Below are 24189 nucleotides of genomic sequence, written 5' to 3'. Positions count from 1 at the left end.
TTTACACAGATGCAAGGACAGACTATAAAGGCAAGCCGCATCATTTTGCGGCAAAAGGGGGTAGGGTTGTCAATGCTGCGAAATGTTAAAAATAAGTTTATGAAAAAAACATATTTACGAAATTATAAGGGTTTTAATAGTGTTTTTGTAACTCTTCTTAATATAAACTCAGTTTCATAAGTCTCTAACTGCTGTGAAGAAAAAATCCCCAGTAACGCAGCAAGAGCCTATGACATCGTAGAGCAGCTGTGGAAAACAGGGAAAGTACCTGTGGAAACTCTGTGGAATCAGTGAGGAAAATTCCATAGAATGATAAGAATTACAAAATAGGGAATGGAAGATAAGTTTTTACCATCTCCAATACCATAAGGTATAGACCCAATAACTAAATTTCGGTGTCTTCCTGGTTTTCCCTAATTCATCCCCAAGTCTGGATTTTAGTATTAGGTCGGTTCCTCTCAGAACTGGGCACCGGCTTTACACTGTTTTACGCTCCCATATTTTTCGTCAATCAAGTTGGTTTATCGGCAACTGCTGTCGGCTTTGCCTTGGGTTGTGCTTCCATTTCTGGGGTAGTAGGACGGATTTTGGGTGGTTCTTTTGCCGATTCACCCCAAATGGGACGTCGCCGCACTTTGTTGCTGTCAGCAGCGATTTCAGCAGTCGGTTCTCTAGTTTTAGCTGGAACCCAAAATTTTGTCACGCTTGTCATTGGTAACTTAATCGGTGGCTTGGGTATTGGTTTATATTGGCCTGCCACTGAAGCTGTTGTTGCCGACGTGACGCTAACTGAAAATCGTCGTGAAGCCTTTGCTATCACCAGGCTGGCAGACAATCTGGGATTGGGAATGGGAATTGTTTTAGGCGGCGTTTTAGTAACTGCAAGGAGTTACCGCACGCTATTTATTATCGATGCCATTTCGTTTATTGTGTTTTTTGTGGTAGTTTATGTAGCGATCGCAGAAACTCATCAACGACAGCAAACACGACAACAAGAGACCTCACACTTCGCCGCTTGGATGGTAGCATTACGCGATCGCCGTCTTTTAGTGTACGTCGCAGTCAACATTATCTTCACCACCTACATTTCCCAGCTACACAGTACCCTCCCCGTCTACTTCAAAAACTTCGTGCTGGTTGACTCAATCAAAAGAATTGCAGACAGTACAATAAGTGTTTTATTCGCTTGGCATCTAGCAGTTGCCATTCTCGCACAGCTACCTGTTGCCCGTATCCTCAAACGCTTCTCTCATTCTCAAGCACTGGCAGTTTCCGCTTTGCTATGGGCAGGGGGATTTTGCCTGATTTGGATTACAGGTATTTCTCATTCTGGACAACTGTACTGGGCGGCTTTGGCTTTAGGAGTATTTGCCGTTGCAATTGTCTCTTACACCCCCTCGGCTGCTTCCTTAGTTACCGATCTAGCACCTCCATCTCAACGCGGTGTTTATTTCTCAATCAACTCTCTGTGTTGGGCTGTTGGCTATTTTATCGGGCCTCCTCTGGGAGGTTGGGCATTAGATCAACCGCAATCATTAATAGATTACTTCTGGCTGTGGTTAGCTTTAAGTGTTATCATCACCCTGGCAATTTTGTATTACCTTCATCGCTTGCTGCTGAGTGAATAGCTTGGCTTTGCAGAATTTTAATCTCATCTGCGATTTGCAATACCTTGCCTGTCTCTGATGGTGGAACTTTTGTGTTGACAGTCAGCCTGAAAAAATGATTGAAGTGGGAGAGTTCAGCCCAATTAGGTAAGGTCTGCTGACGCTTGATTGTGAACTCTTTTTGAAAGCTAGAATCGCGCTTGCCAGTCCAAGGATTCCGAGTCAGTACCACGCAGCGTTGGCAAGGATTACTGCCGAGGAATGCAACATCACCAATCTGAAAAGGAACATACTGACCGAGTTTTCCAAACAACTGGTCTTCCCAAAATGGTGGAACTCCATCAATTTCCAGATTGGCACGAACCCGATGGCGAATTTCCTCCAAGCTGAGTCCCGGAAACCAGGAGGTAATGGTTTCTAGAGTGGCAGTACTAATAACAGTCGGCCCAGAAGCCTCAGTATCGTCAGGGAAGCCCATGTAAAGGTTTTGCTGGAGGGTGACAGTGTAACCAAAGTAGTCGCTAAGCCAAGAGGCTAGCGCATTGCGTTCGCGATCCAGATGAAACGTCTGAAACTGACTTTGATTGTGAACCCGCAGCGTTACTGTCCTAGCTGCCAAGTCAAAGGAAGAACGTAGTGCATGAACTTTCTCTGTGCGCTTCCCGTTGACAAACTTCCCCTGCTCGTCTACAATGGCGAATTCGCGGTCATAAGCGATCGCCCCTCCCTCCAGCAGGCTAGCCTGAGTAACTTCAACACCATCTAGCGATTTGATTGGGAAGATGAGAATCTTGCTAAGGAAAGGCATGATCTTTTCTAGCGCTATTTTCAGAACGTATTTGCGCTTGTTTCTACCTACGACGCTCTTGCAATTTGCGATACACCGATTTCAAATCAACTTGATGGTGAGCAAGAGCAACAAGAGTATGATATAGCAAATCTGCAACCTCTGAGGCGATCGCATCGGCGTCATCATCCTTAAATGCCATGACGACCTCTGCGGTTTCTTCACCAATTTTTTTCAAAATTTTGTTATCACCGCCTGCGAACAACTTACACGTATATGAACTTTCAGTGGGATGGTCGCGGCGATCGCAGATTAGCTGAAATAGTTGCGATAACGTATCACCTGGTGGAGGAGTAATTTTTCCATCTACCTGATGAAAACAACTGCGCTCCCCAGTATGGCAGGCAATATCTCCCACCTGCTCAACTCCAATCAGTAGCGCATCACTATCACAGTCGTAACGAAGACTCTGCACTTTCTGAATATGACCCGAAGTCGCTCCTTTGTGCCATAACTCCTGACGAGAACGACTCCAAAACCAAGTTTCGCCTGTTTCCAAAGTCTTTTGGAGTGAATCCCGATTCATCCACGCCATCATTAAAATAGTGCCATCCAGATAGTCTTGGACAATTGCCGGGACAAGACCGCGATCGTCGTAGCGAATTTGATCGACAGGAATAGCTTGGTGTTGAGAATTAGTCGCTGAAAAAAACATACCAGCTGCTTGAAAAAGAGCGAGAATGATTCATGGGTTCACGATACCATTCTAAAGAGGGCAACTGGCAATTTATTTTGAAAATATTTTCTAATCCAGTCTTAAATAACAAAGCTCCTATGCATAACAGACTGCATTTTAACAGCACTTAAAGCGACTTGGTGAGCCTTTGCAGTTTCACCATACCAATGAATAGCCGAGTTATAAGCTGCCCGGTAAACATCTTGGTATGCCTCGGATAAGCGAGTGCGAATCTCTACAGGCAAGTCTTGATTGGACTTGTATAACATATTGTTATTTTCTTGGTTCAGGTAATTTTATACGATAGAAGTTCTGAGAAGACTTAACCCCTATCCCCAGATAGAACTTTATGATTTCCCACTGTTAGGAGAGAACCTTGGTAAATACAACGATTAAAACAACAAAATCACAAGAAATCTTCGCCGCTGCTCAAAATCTGATGCCAGGAGGGGTAAGTTCCCCGGTTCGCGCCTTTAAATCTGTGGGTGGACAACCGATTGTTTTCGACCACGTTAAAGGTGCATACGTTTGGGATGTAGATGGCAATCAATATATCGACTATGTAGGCACTTGGGGCCCAGCCATTTGCGGTCATGCCCATCCTGAAGTGATTGCGGCGCTACATGAAGCCTTGGAAAAAGGTACTAGTTTTGGTGCGCCTTGCGTATTGGAAAATGTCTTGGCAGAAATGGTTATCGATGCTGTTCCCAGTATCGAGATGGTAAGATTTGTTAACTCTGGTACTGAAGCCTGTATGGCAGTATTGCGCTTGATGCGGGCTTTCACTGGACGTGAAAAAGCGATCAAGTTTGAGGGTTGCTACCACGGTCACGCCGATATGTTCTTGGTGAAGGCTGGTTCTGGCGTTGCTACCCTTGGTTTGCCTGACTCCCCTGGCGTTCCTAAATCAGTAACAAGCAATACCTTGACTGCGCCTTTCAATGATTTGGAAGCTGTTAAAGCTCTGTTTGAAGAAAACCGTGACCAAATCGCTGGGGTCATTCTGGAACCAGTTGTGGGTAATGCTGGGTTTATTCCTCCCGATGCTGGTTTCTTAGAAGGCTTACGGGAACTTACCCAGGAACATGGTGCTCTATTGGTATTTGATGAGGTGATGACGGGCTTCCGCATTGCCTACGGTGGTGCTCAAGAGAAGTTTGGTATCACCCCTGATTTAACAACGTTAGGCAAGGTTATCGGTGGTGGTTTGCCCGTGGGAGCTTATGGTGGCCGTCGGGATATCATGTCAATGGTTGCCCCTGCTGGCCCGATGTATCAAGCGGGAACTCTTTCTGGTAATCCCTTGGCAATGACCGCAGGTATCAAAACACTGGAGTTACTGCAAAAGCCCGGTACTTACGAATACCTAGATCGGATTACTAAGAAGCTAGCAAATGGTTTGTTGCAAATTGCCCAAGAAACTGGTCACGCTGCTTGCGGTGGTTCCATCAGTGCTATGTTTGGTCTGTTTTTCACCGCTGGTCCTGTACATAACTACGAAGACGCCAAAAAATCAGATTTGGCGAAGTTTGCTCGTTTCCATCGCGGTATGTTAGAGCGTGGTATTTACTTGGCTCCATCCCAGTTTGAAGCTGGATTTACTTCTTTCGCTCACACTGAGGAAGATATTGACCAGACACTAGAAGCAGCAAGGGATGTAATGTCTCAACTGTAACAAATGGGACACCATTAATACGTGAAAAAATATGCAACCCCGCCCCTACTGGGTGGGGTTGCAATTTTATGTATATATGTATATAGGTATAAGCCTGCTTAACAGCCACAACCACTGTGACCACAACCTTTTGTTGTTTTATGACCATCCGCACAGGCTTCAGAACAATAATATTTACCGTCTTTTTGAATTGCATCTCCAATTGAAACGATACACAAGCAAGAGTCACAGGCACATTTCATTTGGCTTACGGTTGTCATAGCTTTCTCCTTTTGTTCTTTCACCCATCAATATTATTATATATGAATATTTATTCAATTATTAAATTAATAAAAGTTAAAGTTATTAAACAACCAGTCTAAATACCAGTGTGCAAAAATAGCTCAGAAAAGCTTGGGTAAATCCTCAGTGTAAAATTACGTGAGTATACTATTGCTTTACGTTTGCTTAGCCTATCTTTAGTAACTCTTCAAAGGATTTCCAGCAAAAATTCCCTGGCAAAAGTAGCTTTTGATCTAAATAATTGAGATCAGGGTGTAATACTCCCCGTAATTCTTCGTGCAGCGAGTTGACAGTGCATGAGCTACTGTTTGAATCCTAACTGTCCCAATCCAGAAAATTTGCCGTATGGCGAGAGGTGTCAGTCTTGTGGCTCGCAACTACTGTTGCGCGATCGCTATCGGGTAGTAAAAGCTTTAGGTCAAGGTGGTTTTGGAGCAACCTTTTTAGCCAACGATCAAGCCTTACCAGGTGAACCGAGTTGCGTGATCAAGCAACTACGTCCGTCAGGAACTGCGCCCCACATTATACAAATGGCGCGTGAATTGTTTGAAAGAGAAGCTGTTACTTTGGGCAAGATTGGCAATCATCCGCAAGTGCCGCGATTGCTAGACTATTTTGAAGAGCGCGAACAATTCTACTTGGTTCAGGAATACATCAGTGGCTCCACTTTACAACAAGAAGTCAAACGTACAGGAGTCTTCAGTGAAGTAGGAGTTAAACAATTTTTGAGCGAACTCCTGCCATTGCTGGAATATATACACGAATATAAAGTTATACATCGCGACATCAAACCCGCCAACATCATTCGTCGCGCTCAAGATAGTAGATTAGTTCTCATAGACTTTGGGGCTGTCACAAATCAAGTCAACCAAGCCAGTGTGAATCAATCAGAACACACGGCATTAACTGCATATGCAATTGGCACTCCTGGTTTTGCACCTCCAGAGCAAATGGCAATGCGTCCAGTCTACGCTAGCGATATCTATGCTTTAGGGATAACATGCATTTATTTGCTAACTGGCAAATCTCCCAAAGATTTGGCATATAATCCCACAACGGGTGAGATAATGTGGGAACATCATGTGCAAGTAAGCAATCACCTAGTAGACGTACTGAGGAAAATGCTGGATGTCTCAGTGCGAAATCGTTACCAAACAGCAGAAGAAGTGCTGAGAGCGTTGGAATTGGAGCCATATTTAGACAGCTTGTCGAAAAGTTTGATTTCTCAACCTAATGGTGGTGTGAAAGAGCGAACTACTCACCGCTTGGAAGATTCTGGTATTTATAGCAGCAATCCTTCTGGTGTCTCCGGTTTAAGTGTGGCGCAGGTAGCAGCAGCAATTCGGGCAAGACGAGCCAAAATAGCAGAAGGCGCTGGTATCACCCATGCAGGGGGGACACGACAAAAGGTTCTGACGGCAAAATCAACAACTTTGGCTAGTAATTGTAGTGGTTCTCAAGGTCAAAAGTCTCCAGTGATGCGCCAGCTAGATAGCCCAAATTTGATCGCAGCTTATCTAAAGGGGAGACGGGATTTTGCCCTACACAAACTGAATCTCCTTAACTTACAAGGTGCTAATTTATCAGGGACTAATTTTCATTCTTCTCAACTGGAAAGAGTTAACCTGCAAGGGGCTAATCTCCACAACAGCGATTTTGGGCGAGCTAGTCTTAACCGAGCTAATCTTAGAGATGCTAACTTAAGCAAAGCTTACTTAAATAATGCCGATTTAGAAGCAGCAGACTTGCGAGGTGCAGACCTCAGCTATGCTTATCTCCAAAATGCAAATCTTCGAGGAGCTAATTTGTGTGGTGCTAATCTAACTGGTGCAAAGATTTCTGAGGAACAACTAGCACTAGCCAAGACAAATTGGATGACGATACGTCCAAATGGCAAACGAGGCTTGTTGTGATACCAAATGCGGTTTTAATCTCTGTAAATGTTTGTTTCAGGTAGCATAGTTTTTTAATCCATGAACATGTTTTTTTTAGAACCGTGAATTAAATAACCTGTGATAAACCACAAAGACGCCAAGACACAAAGTCATAGTCCACCATTCTTTTTGGTGCCTTTGTGACTTGGTGGTTCATTGGGATTCATTTAATCCGCGTTCCTTAAGTAAGTGCTACTCAAATGTAGTATTATAGTTTGTATTGATGTAAATAATAAATTTGTTATCAAAAATTTTCATACTATTAAGTAGTATTGCGGTTACTGTAAACGAAAAAGAAACTTTAATCTGAGAAAGGGAAAACTTAACGCTGTCTGTTGCTCAACATTTAAAATCACGGCATCAAGCGTATAAGCAGTTTTCTCTAATTTTGGGCTGAGACTAAATATTCATGACCGACCTTAATAACTGAAATTTATTGGCAATATAAAGGCTAAGCTATTATGGCTGAGTTTATAGAAAAGGAATTAGAAAAGCGACTGAGTTTATATCAAGTATTCCTCAAGTTGTATGAACACCATAGTAGTTTTTTAGATGAAATTCTCCATCTGGAAAATGTATCTCAACCTTTGTTTTCAGGGTTACAACAGTTTTATCTACAGGGTGTAGTGGATGGTTCTGTTGTTTATGCGATCACTAATTTGTGCGAGGGCAAGACGCAAACTTTGATTCAGCCACAGCGAATTTGGACAATAGGTCGCGATCGCAGCTGTGGCATTTACATTTCCGATCAGCATGTATCTCGACGCCACGCAGCGATTCAATATATTGATGATATTGACGAGCCTGGTTTTTATTTGATTGACTTCACTAGCAAGAATGGCACTTATGTGAATAGCGAACCTGCTTATCGACCGATCAAATTGCAAGATGGCGATCGCATCCGGTTAGGTAGTATGACTTTCTCCTTCTTCATGAATATTACCGCTCCTCAAGTCTTGCCGACAGTGGCAGTTGAGTTACTAATGCAACTGGTACCACGCAAGGGTAGTAATGAAGCGCAGATCACCAGTAGTTCTTTTGATAGAAAAAAGTCTCTGTCTGAGAACCTGGATAATACGGTACAAGTTTTTAGAGACGTAAAATTAATTGATAGCGAAGAAGCCGGAATCTGGCTAAGCAAACAGCGGCAGTCAGAAATTTTAGACGATTTTTTCCGCAGACAAATACCCAGTCATAGTTAGTGGTTAGTGGTTGTTGGTTAGTGGTTATAAACAACCAACAAACAATGTACAGACGTGCCATGGCACGTCTCTACTAACTACTAACCAGATACCAACATTATTCTTCCTCTGTATAATCTTCGTCTTCCTCTTCGTCTTCGCTTGTCTTCCTGACAGAATTAGCAGAAACAACAGCTCCTTTTTCTAGTTTTTCCCGCACCAACTGCTTAATTTGTTCAGCAAATTCCGTTTTTTCTTCTAAGTACTTAATCGCATTATCTCGTCCTTGGGAGATGTTGTCGCCATTGTAGCTGTACCATGCTCCCTTGCGATTTAATACGCCAGTTTCTTCTGCTAAATCCACAAGGCAACCTAAAGTAGAAATACCCCTGCCAAAAATAATGTCAAATTCGGCAATTCTAAAAGGTGGTGCGACTTTATTTTTAGCAACTTTGACTTTGACGCGATTACCAAATTCCTCTGAGCCTTTTTTCAAGGTTTGAATCCGGCGAATATCCAAGCGTACGGAAGCATAATATTTTAGGGCATTACCACCAGTCGTGGTTTCTGGGTTGCCGTAGCTGATACCAATTTTTTGCCGTAATTGGTTGAGGAAAATTACTGTGCAGCCAGATTTACCAATATTACCAGTGATTTTACGTAAGGCTTGGCTCATCAATCTTGCTTGCAGACCAACGTGGGCATCGCCCATATCACCTTCGATTTCTGCACGGGGAACTAGCGCTGCTACCGAGTCAATGACTACAATGTCTACGGCAGCTGAGCGAACGAGCTGATCGACAATTTCTAATGCTGCTTCCCCTGTATCAGGTTGGGAAATTAGCAGGTTTTCTGTATCCACACCCAAAGCCGCAGCATAAGCTGGGTCAAGGGCGTGTTCTGCATCTACGTAGGCAGCAATTCCGCCATTTTTTTGCACTTCTGCAACAGCGTGTAGCGCTAAAGTCGTTTTACCAGAACTTTCTGGACCATAAATCTCAATCACCCGCCCTTTGGGTAAACCACCACCCAATGCCAAATCCAAAGTCAGCGCCCCACTGGAAATGGTCTCTACCCGCATCCGGGTGGCATCGCCCAAGCGCATGATTGTTCCTTTGCCAAAAGTACGCTCAATCTGGTTTAGTACCATGTTGAGCGCTTTTTGCTTGCCAGCGTTATCAGTGTTAACTGCCATTCCTACCTCTATATATATATTGATTTCGAGAGTGTTGCTTGGGAAGATTTAGTAGAACAGATATACTATTTTGACATTTTCCTGCGGCTAATCGCTACATAGTCTAGCGCGGGTATGCCAATATTGCTAGGACTGGAGATTGGGATTGGGAATTAAATTTTGTATTGTCTATCTTGGTTATTATGCAGCATGGAGTAGCGATGCGCTTGCTCAAACGCTAGTACAAGCATATTTTTACGTTTATTTACAGAACTTTGTTGATTCTCGCCTAGCTACTTAGCCTACAAGTATAATGACTGCTGATTTTACTGACTTTTTGATTCCTGATACAGCTGTTAGCGTCAGTGGTTTGACTGACTACATCCGCTTGCTATTAGAGCAAGATGAACAACTGCGACAAGTTTGGGTGATAGGAGAAGTTTCCAGCGCTAACCATCACCGTAGCGGCTTATTTTTTACACTGCAAGATCCAGATGGGGGAGCAGCTATTAAGTGTGTGGTGTGGAATGGTCAATTGCCCAAATTGATGCAAATGCCAACGGTGGGTGAGCAGTTAATTGTTTTAGGCAGTATTAGACTATACCCCGCGCGAGGAGAATACCAGCTTTCTGTTTGGCAAGCTTTACCCGCTGGTGTCGGTTTGCAGGCGCTGCGCTACCAACAGTTACGAAACCGACTAGAGGCGGAGGGTTTATTCGATCCACAAAGAAAGCGATCGCTTCCACCTCATCCCCAAACTATTGCTGTTGTCACTTCACCTACCGCCGCTGCTTGGGGTGATATTCAAAAAACTCTCAAGCAAAGATACCCTGGTTTACGTATTTTATTTTCTCCCGCGACAGTACAGGGTGAGCAAGCACCAGAGTCTATAGTTAAGGCAATTCAACGAGTAGAACGAGATGGACGTGCTGAGGTATTAATACTTTCGCGGGGAGGCGGTGCAGTTGAGGAATTAGCTTGCTTTAATGATGAACGGGTGGTGCGAGCAGTTGCTAATTGTTCTATACCCGTAATTACTGGGATTGGGCATCACAGGGATGAGTCTCTAGTAGATTTAGTAGCAGATGAGAGCGTGCATACTCCCACTGCTGCTGCCGAACGGGTTGTTCCCGCACTTGCCGATCTATACAATTTGCATTGGCAGCGAATTGTCGAACTACAACAAGTAGTGCATCGAGAGTTAGAAAGTGCAGATAATCAACTGCAAGGACTGCGAGAACGTTTGCAGCGTTTGCGGTTGGATAAGCAATTACAGCAACAGATGCAGGCGTTAACTTGGAGGCGTCAGCAACTGATGCAAGTAACAACTAGTAAATTTCAGCAAGCAACTCAGCACTTAGAGATGTTGCGACAAAAGTTGGTAACTCTTGACCCCAAAGCAGTATTGCAGCGCGGTTATGCGGTGGTCAGACAAGAAAATGGGATAATTGTTCGCAATGCCACTGAGGTAGCTATAGGACAGGAATTGTTGATTCAGTTGGGCCAGGGTGAGGTTATAGTAAAAGTTACGGAAACAAGAGAGTCAAAAGTTTAAACCGCCATAGACGCCGAGGAAGCCAAGATTTGAATGGTTAAACGTAACAGTTCCTCTAATTCTAAATCAATAGAAGTTTGGAATTATGAGGCGAAGGTTGCTGAAATTGAAAATATTATCGCCCGCATTGAGGCGGGTGAGTTGGAATTGGCAGAGGTTTTTGAGCAATTCGCCAAAGCTGTTGAGTATTTGCGCGAGTGTGAAAATTTTTTACAACAGCGACAGCAGCAAGTAGATTTGTTGATTGAGACTTTGAATGATGAGTAATAGGTAGGCGATCGCTAGTTCAAAACTCCTAAGGGCTGAGTGGAGCTTAACTAAATTTTAAGAATTTTTTAACTGTATTGATACCGAACATACTGATCCCCAAGCAAAGATCGTAGAGGGAAACTTTCCTCAGAGCAATATTTTTGCTTGAAGTAAAACTTTTCCCTCTAATATCCGTGTAATACTTTGTGAAGGAGTGAGGTAGTATGCTTTGTGACAGATGTCTGCGTCAACAAGTTTGTCCGCCTGCAATATTTGCAAAAAATGACTCGCAGGTGCATAAAATGCTCAAACGTTTGAAAAGATGTGAGATGCGTGTAGTCAAGTAAAATTTATGTGCAGGGCGATCGCCTCACTTTTGGTTACAATCTGGTAGTTTCACAGAGGCGCAAACCAGCGATATTCTCGCAAGAAAAGGTCTGTCTACCCTCGGATCTGCGGTGGATTAACTCTACTATCTGCCCTGCCCAGTTACGAAGAAACCATTGGCACAAGCAGCCATCGTCTTGAGGATTTCTAGACAAAGGAATAAAGCCCTTCTTTTGCCAAACTTCTGCCGCTGCGTATATATCATCAACACGAATGGCAACGTGATGAACGGCATTGTCACCGTATTTTTTTAACAAGCGATCTAAATCGTCATTTGGCGCGTGAGGCGCAGCCAGCGAGACAATTACGCCTGATGGTATTAAAGATGAGAGATAGAAAATCCACAGGTCTTCAGGCAAAATTTTTCGGTCGGTGCAAAAGTTTTCAGGGAATGTTCCCGGCCCTTCTGTGATTTTGGCCCCATAGTTGACCAAAGCATTAGCATAGTCGATCAGTGTGTCTGGATCGGGGAAAAGCAGCACATAATGATCTACAACTACTGCTTCGCCAAATAAGGTTATGACAGCAGATGAATTTAAGAATTCAGGAGTCTTGCACTCTTGCTTATAGAAAAGCAGTCCATTCGTTTCTATAAAAGGCGATCGCTTTGTTTTTGAGAAGTTGGTTGTGTTGTCGCCTATTGCAGAGTTTGTTAAATGATGATTGCTCATAATTATGCTCTCCCCCTCTATGGAAATTCCTATATGCCAAAGAAACTCCCATAAGCAAGAATTACTTATTTATCAAAAGTATAAAATTTAACAAAAAAACAAAACGACGTTTTGGAGAACCAATCCCGAGGAAGGTTTTTAAAACAAGTTTCCAGTTACCGGAAGTCTATGATTAAATTATAGCAATGCATATTTGGCGTTTTTTGTCAAACGTGAATTCCTGAAAATATTAGCCGCCAAATCTTGATTAAATCACTGTGGAGATAAATCTATAGACCAGCCCTTTCAAGGTGGGTGAAAAATCTGCTTTCATTGCCTGGTTTTTCCTGATTCAACTTCGTGCCTTAGTGTCTTGGTGGTTAAAGAAAATTTATTTTTTCACCACAAAGGCACCAAGACACAAAGAAAATTTAAAGGGCTAATCCATAGACTTACCTTGCTTACTTTGGTAGCGCCGCTATCTCATGCAAAGCTTGCAACAGTCGCCCAATCTCAGCCACCGTGTTGTAATGTACTAGTCCAATCCGCAATAGACCGCCACTAGCTTCGACTCCTAACCTTTCAGTGAGATTGATCGCATAGAAATTGCCATGCCAGGTAAAAATACCGCGATCGCCCAATGCCTTAGCAATGCTGTGAGGAGTATGTCCAGCAATTGTGATTGCAACGGTTGGTGTCCGCCAAGCAAAGCGTTCTGGGTTAGTAATACCATATAGACTTAAGCCAGGAATCTCTAAAAGACCAGAAATCAACTGTTTGCTCAGTTCTTTTTCGTATTGTTGGATGGCTGTCATTGCGGTTACTATCGCAGCACGCCGACTCCGATAAGAGGCTGAATGACTGGGAGGACACCGGAATGCTTCCCATTTTCCCGTGTCAGCTTCTAGGAGAGAAGAAAGCAACTCGCTTTCAACTGAGGGTGAGACATGGCAACCGAGTTTTGCTAAATAGTTAATCGCTGCCACCACCCCCGCCAAACCTTCATGGTTTTGAGTGCCAGTTTCCCAGCGGGATGGTACTTCGTCTGAGGCAGGTCGCACTTTGTAAGGACTCAGACGTGCTAAATGTTCGCGCTTGCCGTAGAGAATACCGACATGGGGGCCGAAAAATTTGTATGCTGAACAGGTGAGAAAGTCGCAGTCTAGCGATCGCACATTAATTGGGGCGTGGGGTGCATAGTGGACTGCATCGACAAATACTAAAGCACCAACTGCATGGGCAAGACGCACTATCGCAGCTACGTCATTAATCGTACCCACAGCATTGGAAGCATACCCAATTGCCACCAAGCGCGTGCGCTGATTAATTTGTCGTTCTAGGTCACTCAAGTCCAGTGTGCAGTCTTCCGTATTAATATCGACAAAGCGGATGATTGCGCCTCGTTCGGCTAACGCACACCAGGGGGAAACATTCGCATCATGATCGAGCCGCGTCACAATAATTTCATCGCCTGGCTGGAGTTCGTGACCAATGGCTCGACTCAAGGCGAAAGTGAGTGTGGTCATGTTAGCACCGAAGACCACCTCACCAGCGTCACACCCCAGAAAATCGGCCATTGCTACACGAGCAGAGTCAATCAACGCATCTGTGCGCGCACTTGTGGCAAAATACCCGTGGGCATTGGCATTTGACCTGACCAGATAATCGGCGATCGCATCTATTACCGATCCAGGCACTTGGGTGCCTCCTGGCCCATCAAAGAAAATTACGGGTTGATCGTTAATTTCTTGCGTAAGCGCAGGAAACTGGGCAAGTATCCATTTAATATCAAGAGGCACCTTCATGGTCAGCAGACTCCTGGCTTTTAGACTAGTGCAATCAGGCAGTGATGCTGGAGGCTGCAAAGCTTATTTACTAGGCTTTTGAGCTTCATTTTTGCCGCGTTGCGCTAGTTATATCTTAACCGTTCATACTAAGTTGCAGTCAAAGATAGTACTTCCCTCACCCCGCCTGTCGGCACCCCTCTCCCAAATCGGGAGAGGGGAGGGGGAGAGGGTAATAATTGTTATATCTGAACGCAACTTGGTATCAGTTCTTGACACAGCCAGGGACTATACATCGTAAATTCGACACTCATCTGCCCCTGGGTTTTCCTGACAGTAGGTTTCCAGATAAGTTTTGGTTTTGATTGCCTGGTGGCGGTGACATTTTTCGGCTTGCAACTCTTCAACAATATCCCACGCTACAGCACACGCACTAGAGTTACTGCCATTGGTTTGACAAGTTTCACGCGCTTCTGTGATAGCTTCAGTAATGGCTTGTTCGAGTTTTGTAGCCACATTTTGTTCGGTCAAAGTTTTCATCTGCAATGTTGAGATATATGGAACTCACACCTTCAATTTAGATAGGTGCTACATCAATATACAGTGGGATAAACCGTAATTTCTGTATGCTAATTACCAGGTACGTACTTATATAAACAAGCGATCACACCTAAATCATGGCATTAAACAAACATTTTGATGTCTAAGTACAAAATTTCAATATAAATCTCAAGCCTCAGTCCAACCACCTGCAATGGAACTAGAAGTATTGCTGCAAAATCGCCGCACGATTCGCGCTATTGGTTTTGATGATGCCCCCTTTATTCGCCGTTCTGGTCATCCAGTTGGAGTGGCAGGGGTTGTCTGTGCAAATACTCGGTTTGAAGGGATGGTTTGGGGCGAGATACAGCCAGATGGCTGGGATGCTACAGACATTCTTTGTCAGTTACTCCTTGGCGGCAAATTTCTACCACAGTTGCATGTGGTGCTACTCGATGGCATTTCTCTGGGGGGGTTTAATGTAATTAACTTACCGTTGCTAGCACAGCGATTAGAGCGTCCTTGTATTACTGTAATGCGACGCCAACCAAAGTTAAGTGCCATTGAGTACGCTATGCAAAGGCTGCCGCAACCGGAACGACGATTAGAAATTTTACGCCAAGCTGGCCCTATCTACGAGTATCCACCTTTTTACTTTCAGGTTTGTGGAGCCGATCCCAAGGTAAGCGCTCAAGTACTTAAGCGTCTGACAGACTGCGGGCATGTCCCGGAGGCGCTGCGCCTTGCCCACCTGATTGCAGCTGCGGTTGTCAAAGGGGAGAGTGGGCGACAGGCTTGAATAAAGGCAGAAGATAGCCAGATTCGTAGGGTGCGTTACTTTACTAACGCACCCTACTAGCTACTGGTGTAATCGGACTAATTTGGTGCATTATGATTTCTTGTGGGATGGGCGTCTCGCCCGTCCGATGAAAATGCCTGCACCACAAAAAATTTTTTGCTATATTTTAGCCCGGTCTCACCACTACGAATAAATTTTAATTAAATAACTTTACTTTCAATTAACTAATTACTTGGATCATCAAGGCATATGCCAACAATTGATGATATTCCCGAAGTCAAACAGGAGCAGAACTTAGCATTGATATGAAACCTATTAGCTGAGTGCCTGCTTACTTCACACGAACAAGAAGACAACAATGAGTCTCACTATTGCTGGTTACAATCTCATCAAAGTCCTTTATGACGGTACTACTACTTGTGTTTACCGTGCTTTTAAGGAGTCAGAGCAAACTTCGGTAATTATTAAAACTCTCAAAACTGAGTATCCTACTATAGAACAGCTCGCTCAATTAAGACACGAATATAAAATTCTCCAATCCTTAGAGATAGAAGGAATTGTTAAACCCCTAGCTTTAGAAAGCTATCAAAATGGTCTGGCGCTGATCTTGTCAGATTTTGGGGGAGAGCCTCTAAGAAATTTTATTACTGCACAAAATTTTGAATTAAGCAATTTTTTGCAAATTGCGATTCAATTGTCTGAAACGCTTGCTCAATTACATAAAAACAACCTTATTCATAAAGATATTAAACCCCAAAATATATTCATCAACGTAAAAACAGGTCAAGTTAAAATTATAGATTTTAGCATTTCATCCCACCTGTCAAGAGAAAATCAAACTGTTAGTAATCCCAATTTGCTTGAAGGCACCCTCGCCTACATGTCACCAGAACAAACTGGAAGGATGAATCGCTCTATTGACTATAGAACTGATTTTTATTCCTTAGGTGTCACCTTCTATGAAATGCTAACGGGACAGTTACCTTTTCAAGCTACCGACCCTTTGGAATTAGTTCATTGCCACATTGCTAAAACACCGATATCACCCAAAGAAATATACTCAAAAATTCCCCAAGCAGTTTCTGATATTGTCATGAAATTATTAGCCAAAACTGCTGAGGAAAGATATCAAAGTGCTTTGGGACTAAAAGCTGACTTAGAAGAATGTCTACGAATACTACAAGCGACTGTAAATATTGAATATTTCAGTGTTGGTCAACTTGATTTATACAGCCAATTTATCATTCCGCAAAAACTTTATGGTCGCGAAAAAGAAGTTGCTATCTTGATGGATGCTTTTGAGCGAGTGGCAAACCCCCCTATGTCCCTCCTTACTAAAGGAGGATTAAGGGGAGTAGAAATGATGTTAGTAAGTGGTTACTCAGGTATTGGTAAATCTTCTTTGGTGAATGAAGTTCATAAACCCATCGTACGCCAAAGGGGTTATTTTATTTCTGGTAAATTTGACCAATTTAAGCGGAATATTCCTTATGCTTCTTTAATTCAAGCTTTTCAGGAATTGATGCAGCAGTTATTAACAGAAAGTGCTGACAAGATAGCAATTTGGAAAACAAAACTATTAGAAGCTCTCGGTGCCAACGGTCAGATCATTATTGATGTGATTCCTGAAGTCGAACGAATTATTGGTCTTCAGCCACCAGTTCTTCAATTGGGAGCAACTGAATCTCAAAACCGATTTAATCGAGTGTTTCGGCAATTTATTCATGTATTTTGCAAGCCTGAACATCCACTTGTACTTTTTTTAGATGATTTACAGTGGGTTGATTCAGCTTCCCTGAAATTAATTCAACTGCTGATAAGTGACCCAAATAACCAATATTTATTACTAATTGGAGCATATAGAGATAACGAGGTGAGTGCAACTCATCCTTTAATGTTGACGTTAGAGGAAATTCAAAAATCTGGTGCGGTTGTCAACAATATTGTCCTCCAGCCTTTGCAGATTTATCATGTTAATCAATTAGTAAGTGATACTCTCCGCACTGACCAAGAAAAGTCACAGCCGCTAGCTGAGTTAGTGTTTAATAAAACTCAGGGAAATCCCTTCTTCTTAACTCAGCTGCTTAAATCCCTTTATCAAGAAAACTTATTGTCATTTAATTTCAGTGAAGCTTGCTGGCAGTGGAATATCGAACAGCTTAAAGACATTGATATCACTGATAATGTTGTCGAATTAATGGTCAACCAGATTCAAAAGCTGTCACCGAAGACGCAGAATGTCTTAAAGTTAGCTGCTTGTATCGGGGATAAATTTACCCTAGATGTTCTGAGTATTGTTAATCAAAAGTCTTTGTCAAAAACAGCAGCAGATTTGTGGGAATCTTTGCAGGCTGGTCTGGTTCTGCCTCTAAGCCAATACTATAAAATTCCTCTTGTTGGGGAATGGGAAATAGAGTTAGGGGAACGGGAAAGAAAGAATCACCCTAACCTAATTTCCAATTCTCAATTCCCGATCTCATACAAATTTCTACATGACCGCGTGCAACAAGCCGCTTATTCTCTCATTCCAGATTCACAGAAACAAGAAACTCATCTCAAAATTGGTCAGTTGTTACTACAAAACACTACGCCAGAAGAACGAAAAGAAAATATTTTTACTTTGGTCAATCAGCTGAATTATGGTACCGACTTACTCACCTTAGAGTTAGAAAAGTATGAGTTGGCTGAACTCAATCTGATCGCAGGTCAGAAAGCGAAAGCAGCTACGGCGTATGAGTCTGCTATGCGCTACCTAAAGGTAGGTTTGGGATTATTGGCAGCAAATAGCTGGCAGAATCAGTACGCACTCACACTAGCACTCTATGAGTCAGCAGTAGAAACTGCGTACCTGAACGGCAATTTTGAGCAGATGGAGAAATGGGCAAATGTTGTTCTGAAACAGGCAAAAACCTCTATCGACAAAATGAAAGTCTATGAGGTAAAAATTCAAGCCTGTATGGCGCAAGTCAAACAACTTCAAGCAATCGAGATTGGGTTACAAGCATTGGAACTGCTGGGGGTGAAGTTACCAGAGTCGCCTAGTGTCTCGGACATCCAGCAAACACTGACTCAAACAGCGACAAATTTGAGTGGGAAGAGTATAGAAGACTTGATTAACCTACCGTTAATGACAGAGGTAGATAAGCTAGCAGCCATACGTATGCTCACAAGTATGGGTTCTCCTACCTATCAAGCTGCACCTGCACTATTTCCGTTGGTTGTGTGCGAACAGGTGAATTTATCTATCAAATATGGTAATGCACCTTTCTCAGCCTATGGTTATGTTTGTTACGGTGTCATTTTAAACGGGATAGTTCAGGACATAGAGTCGGCTTATAAATTTGGCCAGTTGGCTTTAAGCCTTGTGGAACAGTTCAACGCTGTAGAACTTAAGACAAGTGTATTCTTCGTGGCAGGGGCATGTACGATGCATGGGAAAGTTCATGCTAGAGAAACTTTGCCACTTTTACAGGATGGATATCAAAGCGGACTAGAAAACGGTCACTTTGAATATGGTGGTTATGCTGCCATGCAAAAGTGCCAATATTCATATTACATCGGTCAAGAACTGACAAGACTTGAACGAGAAATGGCAACAACCAGTAATTCTCTTGCTCAACTCAAGCAAGAAAACGCTTTGAGTTGGAATCAAATATTTCAACAGTCAGTCCTTAATTTGCTGGAAGCTTCTGAAAATCAGTGCTGTTTATTAGGTGAAGTATACAACGAGGAAAAGTCATTACCGCTGCTTAATAAAGCCAATGACAGAACTGGACTTCATTATTTTTATTTAAACAAACTTATTCTTTGTTATCTATTTGAAGAATACCATCAAGCATTAGAAAATGCAGTTCAAGCCGAACAATATTTAGATGGTGTGAAAGCTTTCCTTGTTGTCCAAGTGTTCCATTTCTACGATTCTTTAGCACAACTCGCTATATATCCATCAGCATCACCCTCACAACAAGAACAACTCCTGAGCAAAGTGACGAATAATCAGGAAAAGATGCAAAAATGGGCAGATCATGCCCCCATGAATTTTCAGCATAAGTATGAGCTTGTGGAGGCAGAGAAAGCGCGAGTATTAGGTCAATACTGGCAAGCAATGGAGTGTTATGACCGAGCCATTGCAGGAGCTAGGGAGCAAGGATACATCCAGGAAGAAGCGCTAGCAAATGAACTGGCAGCAAAGTTTTATTTTGAGCGTAGTAGAGAAAAGGTTGCTCAGACCTATCTAACTGATGCTTACTATGGATATATTCGCTGGGGAGCAATTGCAAAAGTTAGAGATTTGGAAGCAAGATATTCTCATATTTTCTCTCGGATATCGGAGCGAAAAAGCCAAGATATAGAGATGAATAGGACAATTAGCTCTATGACTGCAAATAGTTCCATAGTTTTTGATTTAGCCACAGTGATGAAAGCCTCTCAAGCTCTTTCTGGCGAAATTGTTTTGGACAAGTTGCTAGCTAAATTGATGCAAATTGTGATTGAAAATGCTGGTGCAGAAACAGGATTTTTAATATTAGAAAAAGCAGGGAATTTATTCATAGAAGCTTCAGGAAGTTTTGGGCAAGATGAGATAAACGTGCAGGAATCGACACCTGTAGAGTCGAGTCAGCAGCTACCAATATCTGTGATTAATTATGTACGTCGAACTCATGAGAATGTCGTACTGAATGACGCTAGCCGTGAGGGAGTTTTTACGACGGATAGCTATATCATTAACCACAAACCCAAGTCTATTTTATGTACGCCGATTGTTAATCAAGGTAAGCTTGTTGGCATTCTTTATTTAGAAAATAACTTGACCGCTGGGGCATTTACGCCAGAGCGGTTGGAAGTTTTGCAACTTTTATCTTCTCAAGCGGCAATCTCGATTGAAAATGCCCGTCTTTATCATGATTTGGAGGAATATAATCGGACACTGGCAGCAAAAGTACAAGAGCGAACGCTGGAGTTACAAAATAAGAATTTACAATTACAACAGGAAATTCGCGATCGCCAACGAGCCGAAGAAACAGCCGCCGCCGCCAACCGTGCCAAGAGCGAATTCCTAGCTAACATGAGTCATGAACTTCGTACCCCGCTCAATGGTATTTTGGGCTACGCTCAAATCTTTCAGAAAGACAAAAATTTAACAGAACAGCAAAAGAATGGTGTAAACATTATTTATCAATGTGGTGAACACTTACTCACATTAATTAACGATATTTTAGACCTCTCCAAAATTGAAGCTCGGAAAATGGAACTTTATCTCAAAGATTTTCATTTTCCAGAATTTCTTGAGAGTATAGCTGAGATTTGCCGCATTCGCGCCGAACAAAAAGGAATTTCGTTAATTTACAAAGCGCTATCTCCACTGCCAAGAGTTATTCGAGCCGATGAAAAACGATTGCGCCAGGTTTTGATTAATTTACTTAGCAATGCGGTCAAATTTACAGAAAAAGGTAGTATAACTTTCACAGTGAATGTTATTAGTCAAGAGTCAATAGTCAATTGTCAAAAGTCAAAGGATTTTAAGCCAATGACAAATGACATAGACGCCCTTCGGGCGGCTTCCCGTAGGGTAGGACAAATGACAAATGACAGAATTCGATTTCAAGTCGAAGATACAGGGATTGGCATTGCACCGGAGCAATTAGAAGAAATCTTTTTGCCGTTCAAGCAAGTGGGTGAGGATAGTCGTAAGACTGAAGGTACAGGATTGGGATTGGCAATTAGCCGTCAATTAGCTCAAATGATGGGCGGCGAACTCAAGGTAAAGAGTACTTTAGGTAAAGGGAGCATTTTTTGGCTAGATTTGGATTTACCCAAGGGTTTTCAACAAACTAATGCTAAGAGCGTCAATGAATGCAACATTATTAGTTTTGTTGGTTCTAAACGAAAAGTTTTGGTGGTAGACGATAAATGGGCAAATCGTTCTGTCTTGATTAATCTACTACAGCCTTTAGGTTTTGAAGTCACAGAAGCAACAGATGGCTTAGATGGTATTAAAAAAGCACTTGAATTTAAGCCAGATGTAATTTTTATGGATTTGGTCATGAACGTGATGGACGGCTTTGAAGCCACCCGTCGCCTCAGGATGTTACCAGAACTTAAAGAAGTGATAGTAATTGCCATCTCAGCTAGCGTTTTTGATTTCGATCAAAAGCAAAGCCGAGAAGTTGGTTGCGATGATTTTCTCTCCAAACCAATCCAGGTAACAGAACTTTTAGAAAAATTACGGGTTCACTTGGGGTTGGAATGGGTTTATGAGCAGGAAAGAGGTGGCATTCCCAGGCTGGAGTCTGGAAACGAGCCAAGGCTGGAGTCTGGAAACGAGCCAAAATTGATTGCACCACCAGCAGAAGAACTGGCAATTTTGTTAGATTTGGGAATGAAGGGCGACCTGAGAGGCATTGCAGAACGAACCGTAGAACTAGAGGAATTGGATGAAAAATTGGTACCTTTTGCCACCCATCTGCGCCAACTTGCCAAAGGTTTTAAGGGAAAACAAATTCTAGAGTTTCTCAAAAAATATTAATAATAAGAGGTTTTATGAAAATTGATTTAAATAACAAAGGTGTCATCTTAATTGTTGATGACACTCCCACTAATCTGGAAATGCTTTTCGATTTTTTGGGTGACTCTGGATTTACGGTTTTGGTTGCTGAAGATGGTGAAAGTGCTCTTGCCAGGGCAGAATATGCTCCACCCGATCTAATTTTGTTAGATGTACTCATGCCGGAAATGGACGGTTTTGAAACATGCCGTCGTTTGAAAGCTAATGAACGAACAAAAGATATTCCGATAATTTTCATGACCGCACTTGCCGAAACAGTGGATAAAGTCAAAGGCTTGAATCTCGGTGCAGTTGATTACATTACTAAACCGCTTCAGCATCAAGAGGTTCTCGCTCGAATTGAACTTCATCTCAAGCTTCGGAACATGGCGAAGACACTCCAAGAGCAAAATCTGCGTCTAGAAACGGAGATTTCGGAACGCAAACAAGCAGAACAGAAAATCCGCGAACAAGCTGCTTTGCTTGATGTCACTACAGATGCGATTCTCGTTCAAGACTTAGACAACCAAATCTGTTTTTGGAACCAAGGGGCTGAACATTTGTATGGATGGAAGGCAACAGAAATAATTAGCAAAAATGTCAATCAGCTTCTGTATCGACCAGAAACTCTTTCTCAACTCCAAAAAATTCATAAGAGTTTTGCTGAGTCTGGTTCATGGCAAGGTGAATTGCATCAAATCACTAAAGAAGGTAAAGCAATTATTGTTGCCAGTCGCTGGACTCTGATGCGCGATAAAGATGGAAAACCTAAATCGATTCTTACTGTTAACACCGACATTACAGAGAAAAAACAGCTCGAAAGTCAGTTTCTTCGCGCTCAACGACTGGAGAGTGTGGGCACACTTGCTGGCGGCATTGCTCACGACCTAAACAATATACTGACTCCAATTCTGACGGCAGCGCAACTACTGCAACTAAAACTCCCCAACACCGATGAGCGGAGTCAGCAAATGTTCAAGACAATAGAATCCAACGCTAAACGCGGGGCTGCTTTAGTTAAGCAAGTGTTGCATTTTACCCGTGGAGTCGAAGGCAAGCGCACGATTGTGCAAGTTAACCACTTGTTCTCAGAAATTAAGCAGATTGTCCAAGAGACATTTCCCAAATCCATTGAAGTTTCCGCAAATATCAAGCCAGACCTTTGGGCTGTAATTGGAGATGCCACAAACTTGCATCAGGTGCTCATGAACCTGGTAGTTAACGCTCGTGATGCCATGCCCAACGGCGGGACTCTCAGTATATGTGCCGAAAATATGTTTATAGACGAACAATACGCCCGCATGAATCTTGATGCGCGTGTCGGTCATTACATTGTAATTACTATTGCAGATACGGGTGTGGGGATGCCGGCGGAAATCTTGGATAGAATATTTGAGCCATTTTTCACCACTAAAGAGGTTGGCAAAGGTACAGGGTTGGGTCTTTCAACCGTGACGGGTATCATCAAAAGCCACGGTGGTTTTGTGAATGTACACAGCAAGGTTGGCAAAGGAACTGAATTTAAAGTGTTCTTGCCAGCAGTAGAGGCAACAGTAACACCGCTAGTAGAAGACCTCGAACTGCTTAAAGGAAACGGAGAATTAGTTCTAGTTGTAGATGACGAAGCCAAAATTCTGGAAACGACCAAAATCTCACTAGAAACTTATAACTATAGAGTGATTACAGCCAGGGATGGAATTGAGGCGATCGCGCTATATGCCCAGCATCAAGATGAAATTAGCGCCGTGTTGATGGATATGATGATGCCGTCAATGGACGGTGCAACCACCATTCGCACATTGCAAAAAATCAATTCCCTGGTCAAGATTATTGCTGTCAGCGGTTTAGCAGCTAACGATAAACTGTCAGGGGTTAATGCAGTCAAAGCATTTATTTCTAAGCCTTACACGACTAAGGAACTATTGCAAACTTTACACAGCATTCTATGCCAGGAATCAATCAGTGTAGAGAGTACACAAAAGTGGAATCATGCGACAAGGAGATAAAGAGGACACGGTGACGCGGGGACACGGGGACGCGGAGAGTATTGTTGATAGGTTCTCCGCGTCGCCGCGTCTCCCACTCCCCCTTTTCCCCCTTATCCCCAGAGGGAACCCCGAGTTCCCCCTCTCTCCCTCTGTCTCCCCTTCCTTCCTTGAGGGATATCGATACTAGGGCTTAAATGTAGAGGGTTTAGGCTTGTGCATAACACCTTTGACTTCAGAACTTCTCACTTGAAAGCCCTTTCAAGGTGTAATGTATTTTTCTTGGTGTCTTAGTGCCTTGGTGGTTCAAAAGTCAATTT

General features: G+C 42.8%; 17 protein-coding genes. 9 read left to right on the top strand and 8 right to left on the bottom strand.

What is annotated here, in order from left to right; genetic code table 11:
* Positions 1-395: 395 nt before the first annotated feature.
* Positions 396-1628: an MFS transporter gene (locus FIS9605_RS0129500; protein WP_026735792.1), complete on the top strand. Its 1233-nt coding sequence runs from the start codon at positions 396-398 to the stop codon at positions 1626-1628.
* Here FIS9605_RS0129500 and FIS9605_RS38580 read toward each other — a convergent pair.
* From FIS9605_RS38580 to FIS9605_RS0129485, 3 genes are all read right to left on the bottom strand, one after another.
* The gene (locus FIS9605_RS38580; protein ID WP_051470175.1) at positions 1579-2415 is read right to left on the bottom strand and encodes an MOSC domain-containing protein; all 837 of its coding nucleotides are present in this window, start codon (positions 2413-2415) and stop codon (positions 1579-1581) included. The two genes, FIS9605_RS0129500 and FIS9605_RS38580, sit on opposite strands and share 50 nt — an antisense overlap.
* 43 nt (positions 2416-2458) lie before the next feature.
* On the bottom strand, positions 2459-3109 hold the full coding sequence (hisIE, locus tag FIS9605_RS0129490) for a bifunctional phosphoribosyl-AMP cyclohydrolase/phosphoribosyl-ATP diphosphatase HisIE (protein WP_026735791.1): 651 nt from the start codon (positions 3107-3109) through the stop codon (positions 2459-2461).
* 101 nt (positions 3110-3210) lie between these two features.
* Positions 3211-3399: a ChaB family protein gene (locus tag FIS9605_RS0129485; RefSeq protein ID WP_026735790.1), complete on the bottom strand. Its 189-nt coding sequence runs from the start codon at positions 3397-3399 to the stop codon at positions 3211-3213.
* 107 nt (positions 3400-3506) lie between these two features.
* Between FIS9605_RS0129485 and hemL the strand changes: the two genes are divergently transcribed.
* Entirely contained in the window at positions 3507-4805 is a 1299-nt protein-coding gene (gene hemL / locus FIS9605_RS0129480; protein ID WP_026735789.1) for a glutamate-1-semialdehyde 2,1-aminomutase, read from the top strand.
* Between the two features lie 98 nt (positions 4806-4903).
* On the opposite strand, the gene FIS9605_RS41340 is transcribed toward hemL, so the two are convergent.
* Positions 4904-5065, bottom strand: coding sequence for a metallothionein (locus tag FIS9605_RS41340; RefSeq protein ID WP_072032432.1), 162 nt, complete (start codon positions 5063-5065; stop codon positions 4904-4906).
* Between the two features lie 318 nt (positions 5066-5383).
* On the opposite strand from FIS9605_RS41340, the gene FIS9605_RS0129475 reads away from it, so the two are divergent.
* On the top strand, positions 5384-7000 hold the full coding sequence (locus FIS9605_RS0129475; RefSeq protein WP_026735788.1) for a serine/threonine-protein kinase: 1617 nt from the start codon (positions 5384-5386) through the stop codon (positions 6998-7000).
* Positions 7001-7482: 482 nt separating this feature from the next.
* Complete coding sequence (locus FIS9605_RS0129470; protein ID WP_197036164.1) at positions 7483-8223, top strand: FHA domain-containing protein; 741 nt, start codon at positions 7483-7485, stop codon at positions 8221-8223.
* 97 nt (positions 8224-8320) lie between these two features.
* Here the strand turns inward: FIS9605_RS0129470 and recA are convergent, their stop codons facing one another.
* The gene (gene recA, locus FIS9605_RS0129465) at positions 8321-9397 is read right to left on the bottom strand and encodes a recombinase RecA (RefSeq protein WP_026735786.1); all 1077 of its coding nucleotides are present in this window, start codon (positions 9395-9397) and stop codon (positions 8321-8323) included.
* Between the two features lie 292 nt (positions 9398-9689).
* Here recA and xseA point away from each other — a divergent pair, with 292 nt between their 5' ends.
* Both xseA and xseB read left to right on the top strand, forming a co-directional pair.
* Positions 9690-10931: an exodeoxyribonuclease VII large subunit gene (xseA, locus tag FIS9605_RS0129460; RefSeq protein ID WP_026735785.1), complete on the top strand. Its 1242-nt coding sequence runs from the start codon at positions 9690-9692 to the stop codon at positions 10929-10931.
* A gap of 33 nt (positions 10932-10964) precedes the next feature.
* Positions 10965-11198 (top strand): exodeoxyribonuclease VII small subunit, encoded by a 234-nt coding sequence (gene xseB / locus FIS9605_RS0129455; protein WP_026735784.1) that lies wholly within the window; start codon positions 10965-10967, stop codon positions 11196-11198.
* A gap of 362 nt (positions 11199-11560) precedes the next feature.
* Here xseB and FIS9605_RS0129450 read toward each other — a convergent pair whose 3' ends face one another.
* From FIS9605_RS0129450 to FIS9605_RS0129430, 3 genes are all read right to left on the bottom strand, one after another.
* A complete protein-coding gene (locus tag FIS9605_RS0129450) occupies positions 11561-12238 on the bottom strand; it encodes a VOC family protein (protein WP_026735783.1) in 678 nt (225 codons plus the stop codon).
* 440 nt (positions 12239-12678) lie between these two features.
* The gene (locus FIS9605_RS0129440) at positions 12679-14022 is read right to left on the bottom strand and encodes a cysteine desulfurase-like protein (RefSeq protein ID WP_026735782.1); all 1344 of its coding nucleotides are present in this window, start codon (positions 14020-14022) and stop codon (positions 12679-12681) included.
* 267 nt (positions 14023-14289) lie between these two features.
* Positions 14290-14541, bottom strand: a complete 252-nt coding sequence (locus FIS9605_RS0129430; protein ID WP_026735781.1) for a Calvin cycle protein CP12 — start codon at positions 14539-14541, stop codon at positions 14290-14292.
* A gap of 214 nt (positions 14542-14755) precedes the next feature.
* Between FIS9605_RS0129430 and FIS9605_RS0129425 the strand changes: the two genes are divergently transcribed.
* The 3 genes from FIS9605_RS0129425 to FIS9605_RS0129415 all read left to right on the top strand — a co-directional run bounded on the left by FIS9605_RS0129425 (position 14756) and on the right by FIS9605_RS0129415 (position 23890).
* Positions 14756-15340, top strand: a complete 585-nt coding sequence (locus FIS9605_RS0129425) for an endonuclease dU (RefSeq protein ID WP_026735780.1) — start codon at positions 14756-14758, stop codon at positions 15338-15340.
* Positions 15341-15698: 358 nt separating this feature from the next.
* Positions 15699-21866, top strand: a complete 6168-nt coding sequence (locus FIS9605_RS0129420; RefSeq protein WP_026735779.1) for a hybrid sensor histidine kinase/response regulator — start codon at positions 15699-15701, stop codon at positions 21864-21866.
* Between the two features lie 14 nt (positions 21867-21880).
* The gene (locus tag FIS9605_RS0129415) at positions 21881-23890 is read left to right on the top strand and encodes an ATP-binding response regulator (protein ID WP_026735778.1); all 2010 of its coding nucleotides are present in this window, start codon (positions 21881-21883) and stop codon (positions 23888-23890) included.
* Positions 23891-24189 lie beyond the last annotated feature (299 nt).

The organism is Fischerella sp. PCC 9605 (assembly GCF_000517105.1).
Lineage (GTDB): Bacteria > Cyanobacteriota > Cyanobacteriia > Cyanobacteriales > Nostocaceae > PCC9605.
Note: the sequence above shows the minus strand (reverse complement) of the source record. Positions and strands in the feature narration are given on the sequence as shown.